This window comes from Cupriavidus sp. CP313 (assembly GCF_054072015.1).
In genome coordinates this window covers 1-26,149 of record NZ_JBSVZB010000031.1, presented here as the reverse complement: position 1 = coordinate 26,149, position 26,149 = coordinate 1, and the positions used below count along the sequence as shown (strand labels likewise).

The window sequence follows — 26,149 nt, the reverse complement described above, 5'->3', positions numbered from 1 at the left end:
CCCGCGTGTTCAAATTGTTCAAAAAGGCACCGGCGCCAAAAGGCGAAGGTTGGCAACGACATTGGTCAGAGGCAGGCATCCATGTCACCCCGGGTTTGTCTCTCTCCAAAGGTGTCGACGTCGGCGATCCGATGTTGGGTGGATATCTCTCCCAGATGGCCGATGAAGGGTTCGCTGTCGAGACGTCGGAGGGGTACCTGATCGGTTGGGACGAGCTATATGCGGCACTCGCTAGTCCATCTTACACGGGACTGCCCGACGCCCTGGCACTCCCTTCATTTACGACAGCGCGCGCTATCTTGCGCAGCAGCAACTCGTTGACCGACGAAACCTTCTCGATTGCCATTGCGGGTTGGCAATTGGAAGATGGGCGTCGCATCAATACCCGACCGGTAGGCCCGTTGCTTGACGTCGATGGTCAACCATCGCTGCTGCAGCCACGGCAATGGAACCTACTTAGGGAAGTGGTGTCATTCGCCAGGAGGCCCGAGAGTGAGCGTAGCGATCTCTCTCATCGTCAGGCGTGGGGACGAATCCGCAAACTGGCGCTCGCGGCGGACGCACAGCTCGATGACTTCTTGCTCCGGTCGGTCGTGCTGACCCCGGAAAAGCTGCAAATCGGCTTGCGGAAGTCGTCTGCGGTGACCGATGACCGTGTGGTCGAGATTGAGCCGACATTCGACGGTGCGCCAACCGATTGGCTCGCCTCCTTCGACCGCGCCCGGGACGTTCGCGATCGATATGACATTGTCACGCCGGACGGCATCGTCCAGGTCCTGATCTCACCCAAGGTGCGCACTGTCCTGCAGCAAGTCAAGCGCCTGCCCGGGCGTCGGGTTGCAGGTACGCGCGCGCAGGCATTCTTGCTCAACCCTTATGCCACGCTTGGCGCCGATGCCAACGACGTCATCGAGGAGGTGCAGTTCGAAAAGGCGCGGGAAGACGCCGGGCTTGCCTACGAACGCTTTACACCGGTGTTCGAGCGTGATGGTACAGGCTATCCCCGTCGAGTAGGTCTGCTGATCGAGACCGCGGTTGCCGCAGGGCCAGCCTCTTCGGAAACGCAGTGGCTGGACGATGCACGGCTGTCATCGTTCGTCCAGGCGCTCGAACGCGCTAGATCGATGGGTTACCAGCTTTTGGCGTGGGATGGCTTTGATCTGGTGCTCGACGGTAACACGGACAGCCATCTGGCTGATCTTCGGGATGCGCTCGCTCGGAGGCAAACGCGACCGCCCCTGGTGTCCTATGACCAAGTTCACGATCTCGCGGGCTATTCCGCACGAATCGAAGGCATCGGTGTCGAGAAGCCTTATAACTCCCCTTACATTGAGAAAAAGAACGACGGAAGCAGTTGGTTCCCGGAGAATGTCCGGGCGACCTCGACTATTCCCCGATCGGATGGCGGGACGCCGATGGATGTCTCGCTATCACACGAGCAAGTCCAGCAGTTGAAGCGAGAGCTCACAGCTGCCGAGCTGGCGGGCAACATGGAGATCGTCTCCGCTCTTCTTCCGGACCGCGTTGCTGTCGACGACGCCAAGAAGCTGGTGCAGGCCTCGGAGCAGGCGTTTGAGGATCATTCGATCGGAAAGACTCGAGACGGCACAACCTCAGACAAAGCCACCAACGGCCTTGGGCCAAAGAAGCAGTTGATGTTGCGCGCCAACATCCAGGTGCTCGAGTACGAGGAACTTCGACGGGAAGCGCTGCAGGCCGTTCCACTGCAGCCCAGGATCCCGGCAAGCATTCGGCCCGGCTTCTCGCTCATGCCGCATCAACTTGCTGGGCTGGCATGGATGCAGCACCTCTACAGCCTGCAGACCGAGTACCAGGTCCGCGGCGCGGTCTTGGCTGACGATATGGGGCTGGGCAAGACGTTCCAGCTGCTTGCCTTGATGGCATCGTTGCTCGAGCGAGAGCCGGACCTGCCACCGATGCTGGTGGTTGCTCCTGTCTCGTTGCTCGAAAACTGGGCCGAAGAAGCCGATCGGTTTTTCCTGCCTGGCACACTGCGGCTCCTGACTGCCTATGGCGAGAGCCTGGCAGCGCTGCGCGTACCTCGCGCACAGATCGAGCAGCGACTGCTTGCCGAGGACGGCCTGGTCAAATTTCTCCGGCCGGACTGGGTCGACGACGCGAAGGTTGTTCTGACGACCTATGAGACGCTGAGGGATCTGGAGTTTTCTTTTGCGGCCCAGAAGTGGTCGCTGATGGTCTGCGACGAGGCCCAGCGGATCAAGAACCCGGCTGCCATGGTGACGCGTGCGGCAAAGAAGCAGAATGCCGATTTCCGGATCGCCTGCACTGGAACGCCCGTGGAAAACACGCTGGCGGACATGTGGTGTCTCTTCGACTACGTGCAGCCTGGCCTGCTTGGCGCCCTCAACGATTTCGGACAACGCTATCGCAAGCCGATCGAGGCCAAGACGGAGGAAGAAAAGGCCCGCGTCGAGGAGTTGCGGGCCAAGATCGAGCCGCAGATATTGCGTCGGTTGAAAGCGGACGTCGCCAAGGACCTGCCGCCCAAGATCATTGACGAGGCATGCAGAAGCCTTCCGTTATCGCCGATGCAGCGCAGTCTCTATGCACAGGCCATCGAGAGCTTCAAGAAACGGGAGGATCCGGCCGCGGGATCGCCGTTCAAGAATCACCTCGGCCTGCTGCACTACCTGCGCCTGGTTTGCACCGACCCACGTCGGCACGGGTTAAGCGTTTTCAAGTCCGAAGCCTTACAGGATTATCGGGAGAAGGCGCCTAAGCTCGACTGGTTGCTGCGGCAGCTCAAGGAAATCAAGGCCCGCGGAGAAAAAGTCATTGTCTTCTGCGAATTTCGCGAGATCCAGCGCCTGCTGCAGCACTACATCGAGTCTGAGTTTGGGTTCCGACCGGACATCATCAACGGAGATACGACAACTGCGCCTGCGCATGCCGCCAGCCGCCAGAAGCGCATCAAGGCGTTCCAGGCAGCAGAGGGTTTCGGTGTGCTTGTGCTTTCCCCGGTTGCCGTGGGATTTGGCGTCAATATCCAGGCGGCCAATCACGTCGTGCACTACACCAGAACCTGGAATCCGGCAAAGGAAGATCAGGCGACGGATCGCGCATATCGGATCGGGCAGACGAAGCCCGTACACGTCTACTATCCCGTGGTCCGCGCTGATGACTTCGTGACCTTCGATGTCAAGCTCGATCAGCTATTGAGCTACAAGCGCGAATTGGCCGACGATATGTTGAACGGTGCAGGAGACTTGATGCCGGGCAACTTCGATCTTGCCGAAGTCGTCCCGGGGGCGCATGCAAAGGACATCGATCCGCGTGTCACGCTGGACATGGCGCTGCGCATGACCTGGCAGCATTTCGAATGCCTTGCCGGCTCCCTGTGGAACAAGCGTGGCTACGCCAGCTACCGTACGCCAGGGGCGAGCGACAATGGCGTAGATGTCGTCGCGCTAAACGGGGCAAAGGGGCAACTGGTCCAGGCCAAAACTAGCCGGAATGAGGGTACGACGCTGGGTTGGGACGCAGTCAAGGACGTCGTCACGGGCGAAGCATTCTACCGCCGGCGGCATCCGGGTGTGACCTTCCAGAAGGTGTGTTTGACCAACCAGTACTTCAACCGACAGGCCCATGAGAATGCCGCGCTAAACGGTGTAGAATTACTCGAACAACCCGAGCTTGCAAAAATGCTGCTCGAGTACGAGGTGACGATGTTGGATGTGGAGCGCATGCTGTATGCCGAGTGGCAACAGGCGGGCATTGAGGCCTGACCAGAAAATCGGCAGATTTGCGGGCGTCAGCCAGCAGATACCCGCAAACGGCAACATCACGCGGATGGGAATATATCTCCGCATTGCGCCGTCCTAGCGCCGGGCCAAGCAGACTCGAATGGCCGCCCAGTGGTCGATCGGGATCGTCGCCGGCTCGCGGACCGCCAAGGCAGCCTATCCTTAGGCTGTCGACGATGCGCTGTAGCCGGAGAACGCCATGTCTAGGCAAGTTTTTAGTAGGATTCAGTATCTTAAGATACTGAACGAAGCTTTGAGACATCATCCAGCATGGAAACCGGGGATGGCCTTCGAGTTCTACCCTCTTGGGTCGCGTGCCCGTGACGCTAAGTGGATTACGTGTACAGGCCCGGATAGCCAACGCACGGTCTATGAAGAAATCGCGAACGTTGCCGCTAGCCTCTGCGAGGTTCGGGAATCAGGATCGGTCTTGTAGACGAGCCAACATTCACCCATCGATCACAACGCAGCAAGGTACAAAATTGCTTCAGCAAATAAATTTGCGTGGTAGTAGTTGTAGAGAAATTGCCCAACATAACATAGTTGGACAATTCCTTACCGGGTAAGGTTTTGCAGGCACATCATTGCGCAAACTGCCCAACTATAATGGACCGTTTTGACACAGTTTATTGTGCAGTGGCACTTCCTCAATAGCGGGCGCCCCACCCGCCTTACAAATACTTAAACAAATTCATCCCCTGAATCTGCATAAACGACTGCTGCGCCCCCTGCAGCGCCGTCTGCCGCTGGTAGTACTCAGTAATCGCCTTCGCGTAATCCAGATCCTGCAGCCCCGACAGCGTCTGCGCATAGGTCAGGTCGCGATTGGACCCCACATCGTCCAGCGCATCCAGTTCATTCATGCGCGAGCCCACCGATGCCCGCACGGTCAGCACGTTGTCGAGCGAGTTGGAGAACTGGCGCGTGGCAGTGGAGATGACGTTGCCAAGATGGGCCCGATCGCTGCTGTCTGGCGTGGGCTGGCGCAGCGTGTCGATCACCGTCTGCAGGTTGGCGAACATGTCGGTGCCGGCCTTGCTGGCGGGATCCATGGTCATGGTGTCGCCGTCCTTGGGATCGCCGGTCACGTTGAAGCTGACGCCGCCGACGTCGATATGGGCTGGCGACGTGTAGGCAACGGGGCCCTTCACGACCGGTGCGGGGGTCGTGCCTGCCGACAGGTCGGTGATGGTGTATTCCATCTGGCCGCTGGCATTGGTCGCAAACTTGACCTCCATCGAGAGCCCGTAGTTGGGATCGCTCGGGTTCGTGGTTGACACCGTGCCGAACGTGGCGCTGCCGGTGTTGTTGGCATTGCCCTTGACGACATAGCCGGCGCCGCCGGTCACGCTCATGAACACTTCCCGCCCGGTGTTGCCGGCGGGCATCTGGCGCGCCACATCGACCTGCAGCAGTTGCTGGCCGTTGTCGCCGATGTAGGTGCCGGGGCCCGTGCTCTGCGTGAACGGCGCGCTGCCGGAGCGGGTGCCGCCGAACAGGTACTGGCCGTTGCCGTCGTCGGAGTTGGCCAGGCCCGCCAGCTGGTTGTACAGGCCTTCCAGCGCCGTGGCCAGCGAGCCGCGGTCGGCATCGCTCATGGTGCCGTTGCCGGCCTGCACCAGCAGCGTCTGGATGTTCTGCGTAACGGTAGTCACCGACTGCAGCGCGTTCTCTTCCGCGGCCAGCGCGATATTGGCCTGCTTGCGCGAGGTTGCGTACTGGCCGTTGACGGCCTGCGCCTGGCTTACGCCCAGGGCGCGGGTGGCGCCGACGGGATCGTCGGACGGCGTCAGGATGCTGCGGCCGGTGCCGAGCTGCTGCTGGATATGCAGCAGCGAGCCCTGCTGGTAGTTCATCGAAGCCAGGCCTTGCTGGTACAGGGTGGAGCTTGCAACGCGCATATTGGTTACCTCTTCTGACTCTGCTGACGCTTGTGGGTGCCGGCGCTTACCTGCCGATGCCGATGATGGTGTCGAACAGCGTTCCAGCCGTCTGGATCACCCGGGCGTTGGCCTGGTACAGCTGCTGGAAACGCAGCATCGACACGGTCTCCTCGTCCATGTTGACGCCGGACACCGATTGCTGCGCGGTCTTGATCTGCGTGGTGATGCTGTCCTGCGAAGCCGAGGCGATCTTGACTGACTTGGCGCGTGTGCCGACGTCGTTGACCAGCTGGGCATAGGCCTCGCTGAAGCTGGACACGCCGCCGATGGTCTTGGCGTTCTGCAGCTTGGCCAGCGCCAGCATGTTGCCGTTGTCCTTGACCGCGCCGGCGTTGCTGCTCAGCGTGAAGCTGTCGCCCGTCTTGGGCGTGCCGCCGAAGCTGAAGGTCAGGCCGTTGAGGGTGTAGTCGGTATTGCTGCCGTTGGGCACGGGCGCCGGCTGGGACGCGAGCGGTCCGTTGGCATCGCTGAAGACATACTGGGTTCCGTCGAACTTGGCGGTGATCGTGCCGGACAGCAGCGAATAGCCGGGCGCGACATTGCCCAGGCTGACCGTGCCGTTGCCTTTGTTCGATGCCGCGGCGTCGGCGCGAGCCGGCGATGCCGCGGCGATCCTGGCCGGGTCGGTGATCGCCATGTCGAAGCCGGTGGCGGCATTGCGCGTGGGCTGGATCGTGAACGAATCGTTGGTGCCCATCGCCGCATTGATCTCGACGGTGAAACCGTCGGCGCTGAACTGCAGCGGGTAGCTGGCGCCGCCGGCGGGCACCGGCGTGACCACCTGCTGGTTGTCAGAGAGACGCGTCAGCGTGTAGTTGGTGCCGTCGAACTGCAGCTTGTAGTCGCTGGTGGTCAGGGCCGAGGCATTGTCGATCCTGGCCGTTGCCACCGTGGTCTTCACGGTATTGTTGGCGTTGGGGATCGCGGTGGCACCACCCAGTGCAAACATGTCGGTGCCAATCGCGCCGTTCAGGTCGATGCCCAGCTTGTGCTGTGCATTGAAGCTCTGGCCGATCGCCAGCGACAGCCGGCCGATGGCGCTCTGCGCCGCGTCCAGGGACTCGGTGCGGAACTGCAGCAGGCCGCCCAGCGAACCGCCGGTGATCGCACCCGGCTCGCTCTCGAACACGTTGCCGTTGGGCAGGGTGTAGGCCACCACGGTGCGGTTGGGATCGGCCGCCGAGGCAACCGCCTTCAGCTCGTACGCGTCATTGCCCATCACCAGCGGCTGGCCGTTGCCGACGAACACGTTGTAGGTGCCGCTGTCCTGCACCACCACCTTGGCGCCGACCAGCTTGGTCAGCTCCGCCACGGCCTGGTCGCGCTGGTCCAGCAGGTCGTTGGGCGGCTGGCCGCCGGAGGCAGCCTTCAGGCGGGTGATCTCCTGGTTCAGGTTGGCAATCTGCTTGGTGTACGCATTGACCTGCGAAACGGCGGTGCCGACCTGCTCATTGACGCCCGATTGCAGCTGCTTGAAGTAGTTGCTGGCCGAGCGCACCTGCCCCACCAGCGCCTGTCCGGCTGACAGCATGCCCTGGCGCGCTGCCGGATCGGCCGGGGTGTCGGCCACGGCCTGCACCGCCGCGAAGAACTTCTGCATCAGCGGCGCCAGGCCGCCCTTCTGGTCGGCGAGCAGGTTGTCGATCTGGGCGATCTGGTCAGAGTACGCCGCCAGCGATGCGCTGGCCGAGGTGGCGCCGCGCAGCTGGCCGGTCAGGAACTCGTCATAGACGCGGATCACCGTGGTGGTGTTGGAGCCGAAGCCATAGAAACCCTGGCTGGTGTACTGGCCGCCGGCCGAGGCCACGATGGTGTTCTGGCGCGAATAGCCTTCGGTCGCCGAATTGGCAAAGTTGTGGCCGGTCGTCGTCAGCGCGTTCTGCGCGGTGTTCAGGCCGGAAAGACCAATACTGAAGAGAGACATTGTGCTCTGACCCCGGATTGATGGGACTGCCGCGGCGAGGGCCGGCGGTGGTGGATGTGGAAGTTATCGGCTGGTTGGGGGCGGGACTTTAGGCTGGGAAATGGATTCAAACGCACTGCCGCCCGCTGCGCGGCGGTTTGCACCCCTCTCCCGCTTGCGGGAGAGGGGTGCCTTGTACATACGGTGGCAGCTACGCTTGAACCACCTGCTCCTCAGGCCGCCACCTTCTTCATGATCTTCACCAGCTTGTGCCCGTACGCCGGATCGGTGGCATAGCCCGCGCGCTGCAGGCCATGCGCCGCCTCTTCAGCAGACGCCGCGCTGACCACGCCCGCGTAGCGCGGGTTGTTCGTCAGCAGGCGGGCATAGTCGGCACAGGCCTCGTCATACGAGCCATAGGCACGGAACTTCGCCCGCACCTTCTGCGGCTGCCCGTCGACATATTCCGTGGTGGTGATCTCCGCCACGCGCCCCTTCCAGTTGGCGCCGGCCTTGATGCCGAAGACGTTGAAGGTGGTGGAGCCGTCGGCGTGCGTGATCTCGCGCTGGCCCCAGCCGGATTCCAGCGCCGCCTGGCCTACGATCAGCCGCGCCGGCACGCCGCTGGCGCGCGCGGCGGCTTCCGCGGGTCCGGCCATGCGGGCGACAAAGGCGCTGACGTGGGCCGGCGCGTCGTCCGGCAGCCGTCCCAGCCTGTCCTCGCCCTGGCCACGGTCCGCGTACCACTGCGGCTGGTACTGGCGCAGGCCGGCAGTGGGATTCCAGTTCTGCCCCGGCACGATGGTGCCGATCGCCGGCAGGTCGGCCTGCTCGTCGGCGTCGGCCGGGATCGCCCCGGCGCCGCGGCTGTCGAGCAGCCTTGCCATCTCGGCATCCGCCGCCTTGCCTGACTCGGCCGGGCTCATGGCGCTCATGCCGGCCGGCATCGGCGTGCCCGTGGCGCGCGCCAGCTGGCGCACCATCACATCGGCCAGGCCGATCCCGCGCGATGACATCTGCTGCGCAAGCTGCTGGTCCATCATCGACATATAGAGCTTGCTCTGCTCGTTGTCGAAGAGGCCGTCCTGCGGGGTGGCATCGCGCATGCTCTTGAGCACCATCTGCGTGAACACCGCCTCGAACTGCTTCGCGACGGCTTGCAGCGTATTGGCGTCGGCGCCGCCGCGCGCGCTGTGCTTGAGCGCCTCGAAGCCCTGCGTATCCAGCGCAAAGCGCTGAGTCAGCTCCGCCGCCTGCGGGGGTCGTGCCGTGCTCATGGTCAGATCACTTCCAGCTCGGCGCGCAGCGCCCCGGCCGCGCGCATGGCTTCCAGGATGGTCTGCAGGTCGGCGGGAGTTGCACCCAGCGCGTTCAGCCCCTTGACCACTGCGGCCAGCGATGCGCCTGCCTTGACGATCTGCAGCGAGCCGCCCTGCTGCCTCATGTCGATCTGCGACACCGGCGCCACCACGGTCTGCCCGCCGCTGAACGGCGCGGGCTGGCTGATCACCGGTTGCGTGTTGATCACCACCGACAGGTTGCCGTGCGCCACCGCGCAGTCCTCCACCGTCACCGCCTGGTTCATCACGATGGAACCGGTGCGGGCGTTCAGGATCACCTTGGCCGCGGCCTTGGCCGGGGTCACGTCGATATTCTCGATGCGGGCCAGGAAGCCCACGCGCGCGGCCGCCGAGGCCGGCGCACGCACCTGCACCACGCGGCCATCCAGCGCCGCGGCAACGCCGCCGCCCATGGAGCGGTTGATGGCCTCCACCACGCGCTCGGCGGTGCCGAAATCGGTGTCCTTCAGTTCCAGGTTGAGCACGCCCCCATCCGGCTGGAACGGCGCCACCGCGCGCTCAACGATCGCGCCGTTGGCGATGCGCCCCACCGCCAGCTGGTTGATCTGCACCTTGCTGCCGTTGGCCGACGCTCCCGCGCCGCCCACCAGCATATTGCCCTGGGCGATGGCATAGACCTGGCCGTCGGCGCCCTTGAGCGGAGTCATCAGCAGCGTGCCGCCGCGCAGGCTCTTGGCATTGCCCATGGACGACACCACGATGTCCAGCTGGCTGCCGGGCTGCGCGAACGCGGGCAGCGAGGCGGTCACCATCACCGCCGCCACATTCTTGAGCTGCATGTTCTTGCCGGCCGGCAGCGTGATCCCCAGCTGCGAGAGCATGTTGGTCAGGCTCTGCGTGGTGAACGGCGTCTGCATGGTCTGGTCGCCGGTGTTGTCCAGGCCGACCACCAGGCCGTAGCCCACCAGCGGGTTCTCGCGCACGCCCTGGAACGTGGCCAGGTTCTTCAGGCGCTCGGCCTTGGCGACGCTGGCAAAGGCGCCAAAGGCCACGCCAAGCGCCAGGCTGATCACGCTCAGGCGCAGCAGGCGGGACAGGAAACGGGCGAGCATCGGAGCAGACATGGCGCGGTCAGAACGGAGAAACATTGAGGAAGAAGCGCTGCAGCCAGCCCATGTTCTGCGCTTCGTCGATCACGCCCTTGGCGGTGTATTCGATGCGCGCATCGGCCACCTGGGTTGAGGGCACGGCGTTGTCGCCGGTGATCGTGCGCGGGTTGACCACGCCGGAGAAGCGGATGAACTCGGCACCCTGGTTGATGGCCATCTGCTTTTCGCCGGAGACCACCAGGTTGCCGTTGGTCAGCACCTCAAGCACGGTCACGGTGATGGTGCCGTTGAAGGTATTGGCCGCGCTGGCGCCGCCGCTGGCCTTCAGCGTATTGGCGCCGTTGATGTTGGCGTTCTGGCTGGTGCCGAACAGGCCGCCCAGCGCGCGCGGCACGGCATCGAATGCCAGCGCGGCGTTGCCGCTGCGGCTGGTGTTGGTGCCGGAGTTCTTGCTGGCGTTGACGTTCTCGGTAATCAGGATCGTCAGGATGTCGCCCACATTGCGCGGACGCCGGTCCTCGAACAGCGGATTGCCGGCGTAGGACGACTGGTAGATCGAGCCGGAAGCCGGCCCCATCGGCCGCGGCTCTGCGCGCGCGGTGGTGGGCAGTTGCACCAGCGGCTCGCGCGGCATCAGCGCGCAGCCGCCGCTGGCCAGCATTGCCACGCCGGCCAGGCAAACCAGCGCATGCGCGCCCAGGCGGGAAAGCAAGGTGGCCATGTTCACACCAATCAACCCAGTTGCGACAGGCGCTGCAGCATCTGGTCGGATGCCTGCACGGCCTTGCTGTTGATCTCATACGCGCGCTGCGTCTGGATCATGCTGACCAGCTCTTCCACCACGTTCACGTTGGACGCTTCCACGTAGTTCTGCTGCACCACGCCAGCGCCGTTCAGGCCCGGCACGGTGGTGTTGGGCGCGCCCGAAGCATCGGTCTGCACGTACAGGTTCTCGCCCATGCTTTCCAGGCCGGCCGGGTTCATGAAGGTGGCCAGCTGCAGCTGCCCAACCTGCACGTTGGCGCTGGAGCCCGGCTGCGTCACCGACACGGTGCCGTCGCGCGCAATGGTCATCGACAGCGTGTTGGCGGGAATGGTGATGGCGGGCTGGATCACGAAGCCGCTGGAGGTCACCAGCTGGCCGTTCTGGTCCACCTGGAACGAGCCGTCGCGCGTGTACGCGGTGGTGCCGTCGGGCAGCGCCACCTGGAAGAAGCCCTGGCCCAGGATGGCCACGTCCTTGGCATTGCCGGTCTGCTGCGGGTTGCCCTGGGTGTGGATGCGCTCGGTGGCCACGGGGCGCACGCCGGTGCCCAGCTGCATGCCGGAAGGCAGCGTGGTCTGGTCCGATGACAGCGCGCCGGGCTGGCGGATGGTCTGGTACATCAGTTCCTCGAACACCGCGCGGCCGCGCTTGAAGCCGTTGGTCGACACGTTGGCCAGGTTGTTCGAGATCACGTCCATCTGCGTCTGCTGCGCATCGAGGCCGGTCTTGGCAATCCAGAGAGAGCGGATCATGGTGGTCCTTGCGTTGGTCCTGGCACGGCGCGCCGTGCCGGTCATTCATTCAGGTCAGTTGGTCGAGAGCAGCTGGTTGGCGCGCTGCTCGTTGCCGTCGGCGCCCTGGATCATCTTCATCTGCATCTCGAAGCGGCGGGCATTGGCGATCATCTCGACCATGGCTTCGGTCGGGTTGACGTTGCTGCCTTCCAGCGCGCCCGAGATCACGCGCACGGTGGGATCGGCCTCCAGCGGCTGCGCGCCGGGGCGCAGGCGGAACAGGCCGTCATCGCCGCGTGCGATGGCGTCGTTGGGCGGGTTGACCACGCGCAGCCGGCCCACCTGCGCCAGGCCGGCAGAGGCTTCGCCGGGGCCGCGCGCGGTGATGGTGCCGTCGGTGCCGATGGTTACCTGCGAGCCCGGCGGCACCGCCAGCGGACCGCCGTCGCCCATCACCGGCAGGCCGGAGATGGTCTGCACCTGGCCGTCCTGCGCCACCTGCAGCGCGCCGGCACGGGTGTAGGCCTCAGAGCCGTCCGGTGCCTGTACCACCAGCCAGCCATTGCCCTGCAGCGCCACATCCAGCGTGCGGCCGGTGTAGGTCAGCGGGCCGGCGCGCATGTCGGCGCCGGGGGTCGAGGCCAGCGTAAAGGCGCGCGTGCCCGCCTCCGGCCCCACCACCGGCACCGCGCGGTACAGGTTGACCTGCGCGCGGAAGGCCGGCGTGGAGACGTTGGCCAGGTTGTTTGATACCGCCGCTTGCTGGTCGAGTATCTGCTTGGCGCCCGACAGGGCGGTGTAGATCATGCGGTCCATGGCGGCGGCTCAGCTCAGCGTGGCGGTCACAGGTTGACCAGGGTCTGCATGACCGTGTCCTGCGCCTTGATGGTCTGCGCATTGGCCTGGTAGTTGCGCTGCGCCACAATCAGGTTGACCAGCTGGCCGGACAGGTCCACGTTGGAAGCTTCCACCGCATTGGAGCGCAGCGTGCCCATGCTGCCGCCGGCCACGCCGACCAGCGCCTGGCCGGAGGCACCGGTGGCCGACCACACGTTGTCGCCTTCCGGCTTCAGGCCTTCGACGTTGCCGAATGCAGCCATCACGATCTGGCCGAGCGGCTTGGTCTGCTCGTTGGAATAGTTGCCGGTGATGGTGCCGTCGCCATTGACCGAGAAGCCCAGCAGGCTGCCCGAGGTGTAGCCGTTCTGGCTGAGCTGCTTGACGTCGTTGTCGGCGCCGAACTGGGTGGTGCCGGTCAGGTCCAGCTTCATCGCCATGGCCTGCGCGCCGTTGGCGGCGGGCTGGGTCAGGGTGACGGCGCCGGCAGCGGGCGACTGCAGTGCGCCCGCGTTGTCGAACGCCAGCGTGGTGGGCGCGCCGCCGACCATGTTGCCGTTGATGTCGGTCACGTACATCTGCCAGTCGGTGCCGCCGGCCACGGCCGGATGGACCGGCGCCACGGCCGAATCCGCCACCTTGGCAAAGTACGCCATCAGCTGCTGCTTGTTGCCCAGCGAGTCATAGACGTTGATCGCCGTGCTGTAGTTGAACATGTTGCTGGTCGGCGGCGTGCCGGCCGCGCTGGCGAAGGCCTGCGCCGGTACGGTGGCGCGCGAGTCAAGCTGGAACTTGGCGGTGATGTTGCTGGTAGCGCGGGGCTCCATCTGCGCGTTGCTGATCACCAGCGGCTGCGGCTGCACGCCGGCTCCGCCGGCCACGCCCGCCGGATAGCCGGTCACCTGCAGACCCTGCATATTGGTGATGCGGCCGTCTTCCTGGCGCTGGAACTGGCCGTTGCGCGAGTAGTAGACCGCGCCTTCCGGGCTGGTCAGGCGGAAGAAGCCGTTGCCGTTGGTGATGGCCACATCCAGCGAACGGCCCGAGGCCTCGATATTGCCCTGGTTGAACGACTGCACCACCGAGTTCACGCGCACGCCCAGGCCGATCTTGGTGCCGGCGTAGACATCGGCAAACTGCGCTGCCGATTGCTTGTAGCCAACCGTGTTGGCGTTGGCGATGTTGTTGCCAATCACGTCCAGATTGGACGCGGCGGCGTTCAGGCCGCTTACCCCTTGACCGAAACCCATGATTGCTTCCTTTTGACTAGCCTGTCGTTGAAGCCGGCCGGCGCCTGTGCGCTGCCGGCACCTGCGTTTTAGAGAATGCGGCGCACGTCGTCGACGTTCGCGGTCTGTCCGTCGCCCAGGTCCACCAGCACGCCGCTGGCGTCGCCGCTGATGCTCTGGACCTTGCCGTAGACCAGCGCCACCGGCTGCACCGAGGTGCCGTTGGCAGTGGCGGTCACCTTGAAGGTGTAGTCGCCGTCGGCCACGGCCGCGCCGGCGTTGTTCTTGCCGTCCCATGCGACGTTGTGCACGCCCGCGGTCTGCCCCTTCATGTCGATGGTGCGCACCACGTTGCCGTCCTTGTCGAGCACGTCGACGGTGACCGCATCCGCGGTCGACGGCAGGTCCAGGCCAAACTTGCCCGGCACGCCGCCTTCCACTGACACCTGCTTGCCCGGCACCATCACGGTATGGCCGATCAGCGCCGCGGAGTCCATGGCGCGGCTGGCGCTGACCTGCGACAGCAACTGCGACAGCGTGGCGTTCATGGTCTGCATGCCGCTGACCGTGCTGATCTGCGCCAGCTGCGAGGTCAGCTGCGCGTTGTCCATCGGGTTGAGCGGGTCCTGGTTGTTCATCTGCGTGACGAGCATGGTCAGGAAGTTGTTCTGCAGCTCGGACGCGCTGGCGCTGCCGCTCTTGAGGGCGTCGTTGATGCCCTGGGTGTTGCTGTTGCTGCCTACCGCGGAGGTGGTTGTCATGTCGGTTCGTTGTCTGCGTGCTGGTGGAGGCGTTGCCGATACAGGCCGGGGCTTGTCACTGGCCGATCGTCAGCGTCTTGAGCATCATGTTCTTGGCGGTGTTGAGCACTTCCACGTTGGCCTGGTAGGAGCGCGAGGCCGAGATCATGTTGACCATCTCTTCCACCGGGTTGACGTTGGGCATCACCACGTAGCCCTGGGCATTGGCCATGGGGTGCGTGGGGTTGTGCACCATGCGCGGCGGCGACGGGTCTTCCGACACGCCTCGCACCTGCACGCCGCCGATGTCCGTCTGCCCCGGCGTGGGCGCCATGCCGAACACGACCTGCTTGGCGCGATAGGCCTGGCCGTCGGGGCTGACCACGCTGTCGGCATTGGCCAGGTTGGAAGCGGTCACGTTCATGCGCTGCGACTGCGCGGCCATGGCCGAGCCCGCGACGTCGAAGATGTTCATTGCCGGCATGCGCTCTCTCCCTACTGCTGGATCGCGGCCAGCATGGTCTTGATCTTGGAATTCATCACCGTCAGGCCGGACTCGAAGTGCACGGCGTTGTCGGCGAAGGCCACGCGCTCGGTATCCATTTCCACGGTGTTGCCGTCGACGCTGGACTGCAGCGGGATGCGGTAGGCCAGGTCGAATTCCTCGCGCCCCGGGGCCTGCGCGGGCAGATGGCGCACCGAGGTGGTGGACAGCGACATGCCTTCATTGCGGTGGCCGCGCTCGACGCTCTGCGCCAGCGTGCTGGAGAAATCAAAATCGCGCGCCTTGTAGCCGGGCGTGTCCGCGTGCGCGATGTTGGAGGCAATCACCGACTGCCGCTGGTTGCGCAGGCTCAGCGCTTCCTGCTGGAAACGTAGTGCCGCGTCGAGTCTGTCAATCATCTGGGATCTCCCTGCTCACGTGAACGGAGCGAACGACCTTCTTCAGGGTTGCCATCTTAGGCGGCGACCTGTCACGCCAATCGGATGAATAAGGACGGGAAATCCATGCATTTCGGCCCGCCCTCGCGCGAGGGCCTGCCTACAATGGGACCCCGATGACAGATGTAAACGGGGCGCGCAGCCAGTCACGGGGCGGTGCGCCAGGCATGCCATGCATGCCGTGCCGTCCTTGCCGGGAAGTCCAGATGAAACAGAATCGCCGCAACGCACGCAGCCTGGCGCAAGCCCTGCTGGCGGCCTGCCTGCTTGGCCCGGCCGCCGCCGGTGCTGCGCCGGCGCAGGTCATGCCCGTCGCCATGCAGGCGCCGGCCGCGCACGGCCAGCAGCAGGCTGCTTATGCAGGCAACCCCGCTGCCAACCCCGCTGCCAGCCCCTTTGCCGAAGACCCCGCGCGCGTTGCCGTCGAACGCTTCCTGCTGCAGCAGACCGCCGGCCTGCCGGGCAAGGTCAGCGTGCAGGTGGCACCGCCTTCGGGTGGCCGCGCGCCGGATTGCCTTGCGCCCGACCCGTTCCTGCCCGCCGGCACGTCGCCGTGGGGTCGCGTCTCTGTCGGCGTGCGCTGCGGCGGTGAGCGGCCGTGGGTGCGCTACATGCAGGCGCGCGTGTCGGTGCTGACCGATTACTACGTCGCCGCGCGCGCGCTGGGCCCGGGCGAGCCGGTCAGCCAGGCCGATATCGAAGTCCGCCAGGGCGACCTGGCTACGCTGCCGCGCGCGGTGATCACCGACCCGGCGCAGCTTGCCGGCGCAGTCACCGCCAACCGTATTGCCGCCGGCTCGCCGATACGCGCCGACCTGCTGCGCAAGGCCATCGCCGTGCGCCAGGGCCAGACCGTCACCGTGGCCGTGGAAGGCGATGCCTTCCAGATCACCAGCGAAGGCAAGGTGCTGGCCGATGCAGCCACCGGCAACACCGTGCAGGTGCGCCTGCGCAGCGGCCAGGTGGTCAACGGGCTGGTGCGCAGCGGCGACACCGTGGTGCTGCAGTAGCCCGCCGAAAGTGCCTTAATCGTGGCCAAAAGACTGGAAACCCGTGGCAAGCGGCATGCGAAAATGCCGCCGAAACCGCCGCGCGGCGAAATCGGGGCGAGCGCCCTAAAGAATTCGCCGGCGCGACCGTAATGCCATAGGAAACCAGCAAGGAACGCCCCGTGAAGATCAACCACACCGCCTCGTCCCGGCCCGCCGACGCCCCCGCGGGCGATGCCGCCGCCCGGCCCCAGGCCGCGCCGGCCAGCGCCGCGGCGCCGTCCGCCGGCCTGAGCGTCAGCCCGCTGGCCGCCCAGGTGCGCGACATCAGCGCCCGCCTGACGCAGCCCACGGACGACGATATCGACACCGCCAAGGTCGAAGAGATCCGCCAGGCCATCGCCGAGGGCCGGATCAGGATCGACCCGGGCAAGATTGCCGACGGCCTGCTCGCGACCCTGCGCGAGCTTGGCCAGGCCGAACCTCGATAGCCGAAATGAACCAGAGCCTGATCCAGTCCCTGCAGCGCGAAACCGAAGGCATCCAGGCCTTCGGCCAACTCCTCGCCGAAGAGCGCGACGCCCTCAGGCGGGGCGACTTCCAGTCCCTGAGCGGACTGCTGACGCGCAAGGTTGAACTGGGCCAGGCCCTGTCCCGCCAGCTCAAGGCCCGCGAAGCCCAGATGGGCGCGCTTGGCCTGCGCGCCGGCCCCGAGGGCCAGCTGCTCGGCCGCCAGGTCGACCCGGCCGTGGCCGACGCCTGGCGCCAGCTGATCTTCGCCGCCCGCACCGCGCGCGACGGCAACGCCCTGAACGGCGCTGTCGTCAACGCCCACCTCGATTTCACCCGCGAAGCCATCCAGGCGCTGCGCCAGCATAGTGGCGGGGATGCGGGGTTGTATGGGAAGGATGGGAAGGCGGCGGCCGGGGCTGGTGGGGTGAGTCTGGCGGCGGGTTGAGGCGATCGCCAGATGTTCCGTTCTTTCGTCACTTATTCAGAAGTGACGAAAGAACGGAACATTCACTCCTACCTAAACCCCACCACCACCTCATTGCTGCGCCCCTGCAGCACCGGCACCAGGCTCCCCTGCCCCGGCACCCGGAACGCGAATACAAAGCCCTTGGTGGCATCATCTCCGAAGAACGCATCGGTCTTGCCTTCCGCCTGCGGCAGCAGCACGCAGCGCTGGGCATTGCAGAGGTAGGCCTGCAGTTCCAGGGGTGGGGTCTTGGCGAAGCTGTAGCGCCAGCGCACCGAGGTGATGACCCCTTCTGACTGCGGCAAGACGCCGGTGGGCAGGATCGGCGGCGACACCGCGCGCTGTCCGCGGCCGTGGAGTGCCGGCCCGTTGACCGATCCGGTCCAGGCGTGGCGGGTGCCGCCCTCGATGGCGGCCCAGGCGCAGGCCGATACGGCAGCCAGCATCCAGCAAGCGCCGCGCGCGGCGCGGCCCACCGCCCGCATCACAGCAAGCCGCGCAACTGGTTGCGTAGCCGGGTAATCGCCTGGCCGCGGATCTGGCACACGCGCGACTCGGTCACATCGAGCACCGCGCCAATCTCGCGCAGGTTCAGCTCCTGGTCATAGCACAGCGACAGCACCAGCTTCTCGCGCTCCGGCAGCCGGTCGATGGCGCGGATCAGCGCCTCGCGCATGCCGCTTTCCATCAGCACGGCCAGCGGGTTGCCGTCATCGCTGCCGCCAAGGTGCCGGTCCAGGAAGTCTTCTTCGCCGGAGCGCTCGAAATCCTCGTAGTGCAGCAGCTGGCAGCCATAGACCTCATTGAGCAGCAACTGGTATTCGTCCAGCGCCATCTCCATGGCCTCGGCCACTTCGGAGTCGACCGGCGCGCGCCCGAGCTTCTGCTCCAGCCCGCGCTGCGTGCGTTCAATGCGCCGGGTGAACTGGCGCAGGCTGCGCGACTGCCAGTCGTTGGCGCGCACCTCGTCAAGCATGGCGCCGCGGATGCGCTGGCTGGCATAGGTCTCGAAGCGCGCGCCGTGGGTGTCTTCATAACGCTTGGCGGCATCCAGCAGGCCGATCATGCCGGCCTGGATCAGGTCGTCGATCTGCACGCTGGCAGGCAGCCTGGCGGCCAGTTGCAGGGCGATGCGGCGCACCAGCTGTGCGTGCGCCTTGACCACATCGGCCTGTTCGAGCTTTCCCTGGATCGTGTACATGGTGCAATTCTCGTGAATGCTGGATTGCTGGACCGCCACACCGTGCGGCGGGGGCTGGCTCAGGGTCTGGTTCGGTTGGATGGCATGGCTGGCAGGCTCAGGCCATTGCGGCTGCGGGCGCGGGAGCGGACGTGTCCGCGCGCAGCGGCCAGGCGCCGATGCTGCCGGCGGTACGGCGCAGCGCGGTGGTGGCCGGCGCCGCCGGAAACGCCTCGACCACGCAGCGCCCCAGTTGCACGCCGCGCGCCACCAGCGGGTCGGACGGCAACCAGCCCGCGCACAACGCCTCGACGCCCAGGTACTGGCTGGCCGTGCGCGCGAGGTTGCGCAGGATCGCCTGCACCGTGGCCTCGCTCGCCGCCATGTTGACGATCAGGTGGAACTGGCGCCACGCATACAGGTGGTGCAGGCGCTTGATGCAGGCGTAGGCGGCGGTAATCGACGCCAGCTCGGGCCGCATCACGATCAGCACGTTGTGCGCGCCGCCCGCGAGCGGCGACAGCGCGCCTTCGGCATCGACGCCGGCATCCACCAGCACGCTGCGAAAACCGCTCGCGGCAGCAGCCGGCAAGGCGCTGCCCGGCACATGCCGGCCAGCCGGCAGCACCGACAGCACGCCACCGGGACCGGTGCCTGCAGCAGCTTCCAGCGACAGGCGGCCTGCATTGACATCGGCCAGGGTGCCGGCGGGCCTGGCGCCGGACAACCGCGTGGCGCGCGCCGCGGCGGCGTCTTCGTCGACCAGCAGCACCCGTTCTCCCTGCATGGCCAGCGCATGCGACAAGCCCAGGGCCACTGTGGTGGCGCCGGCACCGCGTTCGCTTGCGACTACGGCAATACGGCGCGTCGTACGCGGCGCCAGCATCCGGCGCAGGCTCTCGGCCTGGTCCATGGCGAGGGCGCTCACTGCAGGACCTCCATCGCTTCAGCGGACACGGCGGTGCCGCGGCCCGGATAGTTTTCCAGCACGTCGAGCAATGCCAGCATGCGGCCCATGCCTTCATTGAGCACCGTGCCCGGCACCGGCACGCCCTGGCGCAGCGTGCGGCCAGCCAGGCGCGCGAGGAAGGCGGGCGCGGCCGCGGTCGGCGCGTGTTCCAGGCGCAGCACCGACAGGCCCAGCTGCAGTGCGGCCAGCGCGGCGCCGGCAGCGTGGCCGGCTTCTGCGTCCTGCGCGAAGTGGTCGATAGCGTGGCGCAGCGTGCGCAGGCGCGCATCGGCTGCGTCGGTCCACAAGGCCCAGCGCGCCACCTGCGCGGCATCCTGCGCCAGCGCCGGATCGCACAACAGGTAGCGGGTATCGAGCAACTCGCCGGTGGCGCGGTCGGCCAGGCGGGCCACCACCAGGCAGGCATCGATACCGCCTTCGGGGGTGCCCTTGCCGCGCACCGGGCTGTCCGGCACGCGCACTTCGGCGCTGGCCAGCCAGCGCACGGCGTCACGCTCGCGCAAGGTGTCCTCGCCGACGGCGTGGAAGGTCAGCGTGTCGGCCAGCGCATCGAGCTTCCAGGCGGCACCGGCGCTGACCACGCGCGCGGTCTTGCGCGCACCGGCCACCCAGCGCTCGCCGGCCTGCTGCCAGCGTGCCAGCGTGCCGGCGGACGGCACGGCATCAATCAGGTTGACCACCTTGCGCGCGGCGCTCATGGCGGCGCGCAGGCTGGCGGCATCGGACTCGGCTTCGCCCAGTGGCTGGCCGGCCCGGCCGGTCGGGGTCACGGTGGCAGCCAGCGGCATGCCGTCGCGGTCGGCGAGCCACAGCGTGTGCTGCATCGGCTGCGGCGTGCGGCGGCCGGGCACGGCCACTTGCAGCGTGGCGGCGCTGGCCAGCACGTACTGCTCGCACTGGCGGGTCACGTCGCGGCAGGCCGCTTCGCGCACCTGCTGCGACATGGCGCGCAGGGCCGGGGCGCCGGCGCTGCGCTGTTGCCACAGCGAGCGGGCCAGGTCGAGGCCCAGGCCCGCGCCATTGAGTTCTGCCACGCACTGGCTCAGCGCGTCGGCGCTGTCGGTCAGCGAGCGCAGCACCTCGTCGGCACCGCCACGCGCGGGCGCCTCGTCATCGGTGCCGGCGCTGCGCCTGCGTACGGCGTCCGCATCGGCAAATACCGAACCGCGGCGCGGCGTCAGGAAGGCGCGCTCCACCAGCGCAGTGCTGTTGGCCAACTCAAGGTGCTCGGGCACCCGCTGGCCGGTGGAGGCGTAGAACACCGGCAGGCGGTGGCGGATCACCACATCCAGCACCGAGCCCAGGTGGGTGGCTTCATCCAGCTTGCTGATGATGCAGCCGTCGATGCCGCCGCCATCCGGCGCGGCGTCATGGCGGTAGGCGTGCACCACTTCATTGAGGGTATCGCCGTGGCTGGCGCCGTTGAGCAGCAGCACGCGCTGCACCGGCGCGGGCACGCCGGCCAGCATGGCGATCTGTTCCGACAGGCTGCGGTCGCGCTGGCTCATGCCGACGGTGTCGATAATCACCAGGTGCTTGTCCTTCATCGCCGCCAGCGCAAAGCGCAGGTCGGCGGCGTCCTTCACCGCATGCACCGGCACGCCCAGGATGTCGCCGTAGATGCGCAGCTGTTCATGCGCGCCGATACGGAAGCTGTCGGTGGTCAGCAGCGCCAGCTTGTCGGCGCCGTGGCGCAGCACGAAGCGCGCCGCCAGCTTGGCCGTGGTGGTGGTCTTGCCTACGCCGGTGGGGCCCACCAGCGCCAGCACGCCGCCCTGCGCGAACAGGCTGTCCTCGTCGCCCAGCACCGGCAGCTTGCTGGCCAGTTCGGTGCGAATCCAGCCCATGGCCGCGGGGCGGTCGTAGCCCAGTGGCAGCCGCGCCAGCAGCGTGCGCGCCAGTTGCCCGGAGAAGCCGGCGCCGACCATCCATTCAAACAGGGATTCGCGCAGCGGGTCGCTGGCGGCCACGCCGTGCGCTGCCGCGCTTGCAACCGCGCTAGGGACAGGGTTGATCCCGGCCAGCTGGCGCTCCAGCATCGCGCGCATTGATTGCAGCTCGCCGCGCAGGTCGCCGATGGCGGCGGGCTCGACCACTGGCGCGGGTGGCACGTAGACCTGCGCCGTGGCCTGCACGCTGCCCAGATCCGTATCGCGCATGGCGACAATCTCCACGCCGCCCTCGACGGTGCGGTTGGACAGCACCACGGCGTCCGGGCCCATCGCTTCGCGCACCTGGCGCATGGCTTCGCGGCCGTTGGCCGCGACAAACTTGGCTACGCTCATCTTTGACTCCTCACGCGCCGATCATGGCGGTGATGCGGATATTGCGGTTGTCCGGCACCTCGGCATGCGACAGCACCCTCAGCTGCGGCATGGTGCGCCGCAGGAAGCGCGCCATCAGCGGGCGCAGCTGCGACGGCACCAGCAGCACCGGGTCCATGCCCATCTGTTCCTGGCGCGTGACCGCGCCCTGGGTCTGCTGCAGCAACGCATCGGCCAGGCCCGGCTCGATCCCGCCGCCATTGGTCAGCGCCTGCGACAGCACGCGCTCCAGGCCGGCATCCAGGCCGATCACCTGCAGGTCGGCGTTGTTCGGGAACAGCTGCTGCGTGATGGCGCGGCCCAGCGCCACGCGCACCATCGCGGTCAGCTCGTTCGGGTCGCTGATCTTGGGCGCATGCTCGGCCACCACATCCAGGATGGTGCGCATGTCGCGGATGGGCACGCCTTCGTCCAGCAGGTTCTGCAGGATCTTCTGCAGCGCGGTCAGCGAAATGGCCTTCGGCACCAGGTCCTCGGTCAGCTTGGGCGAGTCCTTGGCGATGCGGTCCAGCAGCGCCTGCACTTCCTGGCGGCCCAGCAGCTCGGCGGCGTGCATGTGGATCAGGTGGTTCAGGTGCGTGGCCACCACCGTGCTGGCATCGACCACGGTATAGCCGTAGGACTGCGCCTGCTCCTTGATGCCCGCGTCGATCCACACCGCCGGCAGGCCGAAGGCGGGATCGCGCGTGGCCGCGCCCGGCAGCGTGCCGCTGACCTGGCCGGGGTTGATCGCCATCCACTGCCCCGGCATGGCTTCGCCGCGACCGATCTCCACGCCCTTGAGCGTGATGCGGTAGGCGTTGGGCTTGAGTTCCAGGTTGTCGCGGATATGCACCACCGGCACCAGGAAACCGATCTCCTGCGCCACCTTCTTGCGGATGCTCTTGATGCGGCCCAGCAGCTCGCCGTCCTGCGCGCGGTCCACCAGCGTGATCAGGCGGTAGCCCACTTCCATGCCGAGCGGGTCGACCAGCGTGACGTCGTCCCAGCTGGCTTCAGTGGATTCCTGCGCCACCGCCGGGGTACGCTCCTCGCGCTGCTTGACTTGCTCCTGCGTGGCAGCGCGGCGCGACATATAACGGCCCATCCACACCAGCACGCCCGCCAGCAGCAGGAAGGCAAAATGCGGCATGCCCGGGATGATGCCCATCAGGCCGATGATGCCCGCGGTCAGGTACAGCACGCGCGGGTTGGCAAAGAGCTGGCCCGTGAGCTGCTCGCCCACGTCCTGCTCGTTTGACACGCGCGAGACGATCACACCGGCAGCGGTGGAGATCACCAGCGCCGGGATCTGCGCCACCAGGCCGTCGCCGATGGTCAGCAGCGTGTAGTTGTGCACGGCAGTGCCGAAGTCCAGGTCATGCTGCACCATGCCCACCACCATGCCGGCGGCAACGTTGATGAACATGATCAGCAGGCCCGCCACGGCATCGCCACGCACGAACTTGCTGGCGCCGTCCATGGCGCCATAGAAATCGGACTCCTGCGCCACTTCGGCGCGGCGCTTCTTGGCAGCGGCTTCGTCGATCAGGCCGGCGTTCAGGTCGGCATCGATCGACATCTGCTTGCCGGGCATCGAATCCAGCATGAAGCGCGCGCCGACTTCGGCGATACGTCCCGCACCCTTGGTGATCACCATGAAGTTGATCACCACCAGGATCGCAAACACCACGATGCCGACCGCGAAGTTGCCGCCCACCAGGAAGTGGCCGAAGGCCTCCACCACCTTGCCGGCCGCGTCCGGGCCGGTATGGCCTTCGAGCAGCACCACGCGCGTGGACGCCACGTTCAGCGACAGGCGCAGCAGCGTGGTAAACAGCAGCACCGCCGGAAAGGCGGCAAAGTCCAGCGGCTTCTGCGTGTACATGCTGACCAGCAGCACCATGATCGCCAGCGCGATATTGAAGGTGAACAGCAGGTCCAGCACGAAGGCCGGCAGCGGCAGGATCATCATCCCCAGGATCATGATGATCAGCAGCGGCCCGGTCATGGCCTTGAGCTGGCCGGCGGCGCGCAGGCCGGGCAGGTTGAACAGGTTGCTCAGAGCGTTCATGCGCGCATTTCCGGTACGGCGAGTTCATCGGGCACCGGCAGGTCCGCGGGCGCCTGTGGCTGCGGGCCCTGCGAGTAGTGCCAGTGCTTCAGTTGATAGACCCAGGCCAGCACTTCGGCCACGGCGGTATACAGTCCGGCGGGGATTTCCTGGCCCAGCTCCACGTGGCGGTGCAGCGCACGCGCCAGCGGCGGGGCCGACATCAGCGGCACGCGGTGCTCGGCGGCCAGCTCGCGGATGCGGGCGGCAATATCGCCGGTGCCCTTGGCCACCACGCGCGGCGCGCCCATGCGCCCTTCCTCATAGCGCAGCGCCACAGCAAAGTGGGTGGGGTTGGTCACCACCACGTCGGCCTTGGGCACCTCGGTCATCATGCGGCGGCGCGCCATGGCGCGTTGCTGCTGGCGGATGCGGCCCTTGATATGCGGGTCGCCCTCGCTTTCCTTGAATTCCTGCTTGACCTCTTCCTTGGTCATGCGCAGCTTCTTGAAGAACTCCCAGTACTGCCACGGCACGTCGATGGCCGCCACCACCAGCAGCGACAGCGACACCACCAGGCAGCAATACATGACCAGGTCGACCATGTGCAGCAGCGCTTCCTGCACTGGCGCATTCATCAGCGCGATGGCCTCGGGCAGGCGCCGCCACAGCACCCAGGCACCCACGCTGCCCACCAGCAGCGACTTGGCCACGGCCTTGAGCAGCTCCACCAGCGAATGTGCGGAGAACATCCGGCCCAGCCCCGCCAGCGGCGACAGGCGCGAGAACTGCGGCGCGAAGGACTTGCCCGAGAACACCCAGCCCCCCAGCAGCAACGGCGCCGCCAGCGCAGCAACGCCGAACAGGAACAGCAGCGGCAGGAATGCCAGCAGGCTGTCCCACACCATCATGGCGAAGCGCGACAGCATGCGCGAGGTATCGAACGCCGTTGCCGGCTCGAAGCGCAGCGCCCCCTGCATCACCTGGTTCAGGCTGCGGCCCAGATGGCCGCCCAGCGTCCACAGGCCGGTCACGCCGGCGATCAGCATGATGAACGTGGCCAGCTCGCGCGAACGCACCACCTGCCCCTCCTCGCGCGCCTTTTCCAGGCGCCGGGGTGAGGCGGGTTCGGTTTTCTCGAGGTCGCTTTCTTCGGACATCCATGCTCCGTGCGAAGCGGCAAGCCGCTATTCGTCAGCAGGGATTATCGAAGCGGGACAGCCTTCCCATTCATGGGAAAAGGCGGGGGAATTGGGTGTTGTTTGGGAAATGGGTGGTGCTTGGGGGTTAACGGCGGGGGGGTTGGGAGACTTTAGGGGGGAATCTGGAGAAGCCGTCGACCGGCGAATGCCTTGAAGCAAGCCACCGCCCGTCGTGGACGCACCCCTCGGGCCAGCGCTGTGCTTGCCCATCAGGCATCGTCAGCGAACCTGCCTTGGCGAAGGTTGCGCGGCACGATGGTTTCGACAGCTCGTCCAACTTCCGGCCGGGGTCGGTCGCGGAATACGTTACGTTACACGTAACACCTCCCCGCGGCTGACAGTCGCTGCGTAAGCGCCGCGCGCCGCGTCACCCAGCCGACGGGCGTCGGCGACAAAACTCGATAAGGGGCAACCCGCATCGATACTCGCGCGATGCGCGGGGACAGATACTTTGGCGGCAACAGCCGGCCCTACCGGTTAGACTGCCTCACCGCTTCGCTTCAGTTGTATCTAGCGCGAATTCCCTGAGCAGCGTCTCGCGGCTAGCTTCCAGTATCTCTTGCCCGAACGCGGGATCGGCGCTCGCAACGGCCCGCGACAGGATGAGCGCACCGACCATTTCACAATAGAAAGCGATGGCCTCCTGTCGCGAGGTGGTGCCATCTGCACCGCTCGCGCCCTGGTCCTCCATAAGCGCCGTCAGGGTGTCGAACATCGTCCGCAGGCCGATTGCGAAGTGTTCCTGGGCTTTGTGGTCAAGACGGCGGACGTCCGCCGTCAGGCCCGCTATCGCGCAACCGTGCTCGATATCACTGCAATGCGTGCCGGACAGATAAAAGTCGACCTGTCGCCGCAGACGGTTGCCGCCCGACTTGATCGGCGCCGCGATTGCTTCCTTCAGATCGCGATTGACCTTGTCCATCGCAGCTTCCACCACCGCGGCCGCCAGCGCCCCTTTCGATGCGAAGTGGTTATAGAAGCCACCTTGGGTGAAACCTGCTGCTTTCATTAGCGCACTCAGCCCCACGCCATCGATCCCATGTGCGCGGAAAAGCTTTTCCGACGCATCGATGATCGCTCGACGGTTCTCCACCGCCTTCTGTTTTGAGACACCCATCGCTCAATGCTCCTGGCCGTTTGTTAGCGCAATTATAGCCGCTCCGCCAAATGACAATGGTGATCGA

General features: G+C 66.2%; 22 protein-coding genes. 4 read left to right on the top strand and 18 right to left on the bottom strand.

Annotated elements, in window-relative coordinates; genetic code table 11:
- Positions 1–5: 5 nt before the first annotated feature.
- On the top strand, positions 6–3,767 hold the full coding sequence (locus ACW4E8_RS31720) for an SNF2-related protein (RefSeq protein ID WP_456808126.1): 3,762 nt from the start codon (positions 6–8) through the stop codon (positions 3,765–3,767).
- Between the two features lie 689 nt (positions 3,768–4,456).
- On the opposite strand, the gene flgL is transcribed toward ACW4E8_RS31720, so the two are convergent.
- The 11 genes from flgL to flgB all read right to left on the bottom strand — a co-directional run bounded on the left by flgL (position 4,457) and on the right by flgB (position 15,250).
- Positions 4,457–5,686 (bottom strand): flagellar hook-associated protein FlgL, encoded by a 1,230-nt coding sequence (gene flgL, locus ACW4E8_RS31715; RefSeq protein ID WP_456808125.1) that lies wholly within the window; start codon positions 5,684–5,686, stop codon positions 4,457–4,459.
- 46 nt (positions 5,687–5,732) lie between these two features.
- A complete protein-coding gene (flgK, locus tag ACW4E8_RS31710; protein WP_456808124.1) occupies positions 5,733–7,652 on the bottom strand; it encodes a flagellar hook-associated protein FlgK in 1,920 nt (639 codons plus the stop codon).
- Between the two features lie 212 nt (positions 7,653–7,864).
- Positions 7,865–8,908, bottom strand: coding sequence for a flagellar assembly peptidoglycan hydrolase FlgJ (gene flgJ / locus ACW4E8_RS31705; RefSeq protein WP_456808123.1), 1,044 nt, complete (start codon positions 8,906–8,908; stop codon positions 7,865–7,867).
- A gap of 2 nt (positions 8,909–8,910) precedes the next feature.
- A complete protein-coding gene (locus ACW4E8_RS31700; protein WP_456808122.1) occupies positions 8,911–10,080 on the bottom strand; it encodes a flagellar basal body P-ring protein FlgI in 1,170 nt (389 codons plus the stop codon).
- Positions 10,064–10,762, bottom strand: coding sequence for a flagellar basal body L-ring protein FlgH (gene flgH, locus ACW4E8_RS31695; RefSeq protein WP_456808121.1), 699 nt, complete (start codon positions 10,760–10,762; stop codon positions 10,064–10,066). Before flgH ends, ACW4E8_RS31700 begins: the two co-directional genes overlap by 17 nt.
- Before the next feature lie 11 nt (positions 10,763–10,773).
- The gene (flgG, locus tag ACW4E8_RS31690; protein WP_010812663.1) at positions 10,774–11,559 is read right to left on the bottom strand and encodes a flagellar basal-body rod protein FlgG; all 786 of its coding nucleotides are present in this window, start codon (positions 11,557–11,559) and stop codon (positions 10,774–10,776) included.
- A gap of 54 nt (positions 11,560–11,613) precedes the next feature.
- On the bottom strand, positions 11,614–12,357 hold the full coding sequence (locus tag ACW4E8_RS31685) for a flagellar basal body rod protein FlgF (RefSeq protein ID WP_456808120.1): 744 nt from the start codon (positions 12,355–12,357) through the stop codon (positions 11,614–11,616).
- Between the two features lie 26 nt (positions 12,358–12,383).
- A complete protein-coding gene (flgE, locus tag ACW4E8_RS31680; protein ID WP_456808119.1) occupies positions 12,384–13,628 on the bottom strand; it encodes a flagellar hook protein FlgE in 1,245 nt (414 codons plus the stop codon).
- 68 nt (positions 13,629–13,696) lie between these two features.
- On the bottom strand, positions 13,697–14,368 hold the full coding sequence (gene flgD / locus ACW4E8_RS31675; protein WP_456808118.1) for a flagellar hook assembly protein FlgD: 672 nt from the start codon (positions 14,366–14,368) through the stop codon (positions 13,697–13,699).
- A 55-nt stretch (positions 14,369–14,423) separates the two neighbouring features.
- Positions 14,424–14,831, bottom strand: coding sequence for a flagellar basal body rod protein FlgC (flgC, locus tag ACW4E8_RS31670; protein ID WP_010812667.1), 408 nt, complete (start codon positions 14,829–14,831; stop codon positions 14,424–14,426).
- 11 nt (positions 14,832–14,842) lie between these two features.
- Positions 14,843–15,250, bottom strand: coding sequence for a flagellar basal body rod protein FlgB (gene flgB, locus ACW4E8_RS31665; RefSeq protein ID WP_316155169.1), 408 nt, complete (start codon positions 15,248–15,250; stop codon positions 14,843–14,845).
- A 245-nt stretch (positions 15,251–15,495) separates the two neighbouring features.
- Here flgB and flgA point away from each other — a divergent pair, with 245 nt between their 5' ends.
- From flgA to ACW4E8_RS31650, 3 genes are all read left to right on the top strand, one after another.
- The gene (gene flgA / locus ACW4E8_RS31660) at positions 15,496–16,299 is read left to right on the top strand and encodes a flagellar basal body P-ring formation chaperone FlgA (RefSeq protein ID WP_456808117.1); all 804 of its coding nucleotides are present in this window, start codon (positions 15,496–15,498) and stop codon (positions 16,297–16,299) included.
- A gap of 161 nt (positions 16,300–16,460) precedes the next feature.
- Positions 16,461–16,769 carry a flagellar biosynthesis anti-sigma factor FlgM gene (gene flgM / locus ACW4E8_RS31655; RefSeq protein WP_456808116.1) on the top strand — a complete coding sequence of 103 codons (309 nt, stop codon included), beginning with the start codon at positions 16,461–16,463 and terminating at the stop codon, positions 16,767–16,769.
- A gap of 5 nt (positions 16,770–16,774) precedes the next feature.
- The gene (locus ACW4E8_RS31650) at positions 16,775–17,236 is read left to right on the top strand and encodes a flagellar protein FlgN (RefSeq protein ID WP_456808115.1); all 462 of its coding nucleotides are present in this window, start codon (positions 16,775–16,777) and stop codon (positions 17,234–17,236) included.
- 68 nt (positions 17,237–17,304) lie between these two features.
- Here ACW4E8_RS31650 and ACW4E8_RS31645 read toward each other — a convergent pair whose 3' ends face one another.
- From ACW4E8_RS31645 to ACW4E8_RS31615, 7 genes are all read right to left on the bottom strand, one after another.
- Complete coding sequence (locus ACW4E8_RS31645; RefSeq protein ID WP_456808114.1) at positions 17,305–17,703, bottom strand: flagellar protein FlhE; 399 nt, start codon at positions 17,701–17,703, stop codon at positions 17,305–17,307.
- Between the two features lie 38 nt (positions 17,704–17,741).
- Positions 17,742–18,458 (bottom strand): RNA polymerase sigma factor FliA, encoded by a 717-nt coding sequence (locus ACW4E8_RS31640; RefSeq protein WP_316155173.1) that lies wholly within the window; start codon positions 18,456–18,458, stop codon positions 17,742–17,744.
- A 97-nt stretch (positions 18,459–18,555) separates the two neighbouring features.
- Positions 18,556–19,350 (bottom strand): MinD/ParA family ATP-binding protein, encoded by a 795-nt coding sequence (locus ACW4E8_RS31635; protein ID WP_456808177.1) that lies wholly within the window; start codon positions 19,348–19,350, stop codon positions 18,556–18,558.
- 11 nt (positions 19,351–19,361) lie between these two features.
- Positions 19,362–21,692 (bottom strand): flagellar biosynthesis protein FlhF, encoded by a 2,331-nt coding sequence (gene flhF / locus ACW4E8_RS31630; protein ID WP_456808113.1) that lies wholly within the window; start codon positions 21,690–21,692, stop codon positions 19,362–19,364.
- Between the two features lie 10 nt (positions 21,693–21,702).
- Positions 21,703–23,784 (bottom strand): flagellar biosynthesis protein FlhA, encoded by a 2,082-nt coding sequence (gene flhA / locus ACW4E8_RS31625; protein WP_456808112.1) that lies wholly within the window; start codon positions 23,782–23,784, stop codon positions 21,703–21,705.
- On the bottom strand, positions 23,781–24,923 hold the full coding sequence (flhB, locus tag ACW4E8_RS31620; protein WP_456808111.1) for a flagellar biosynthesis protein FlhB: 1,143 nt from the start codon (positions 24,921–24,923) through the stop codon (positions 23,781–23,783). The genes flhA and flhB overlap by 4 nt, the downstream gene beginning before the upstream one ends.
- A gap of 529 nt (positions 24,924–25,452) precedes the next feature.
- Positions 25,453–26,082, bottom strand: coding sequence for a TetR/AcrR family transcriptional regulator (locus ACW4E8_RS31615; RefSeq protein ID WP_456808110.1), 630 nt, complete (start codon positions 26,080–26,082; stop codon positions 25,453–25,455).
- Positions 26,083–26,149 lie beyond the last annotated feature (67 nt).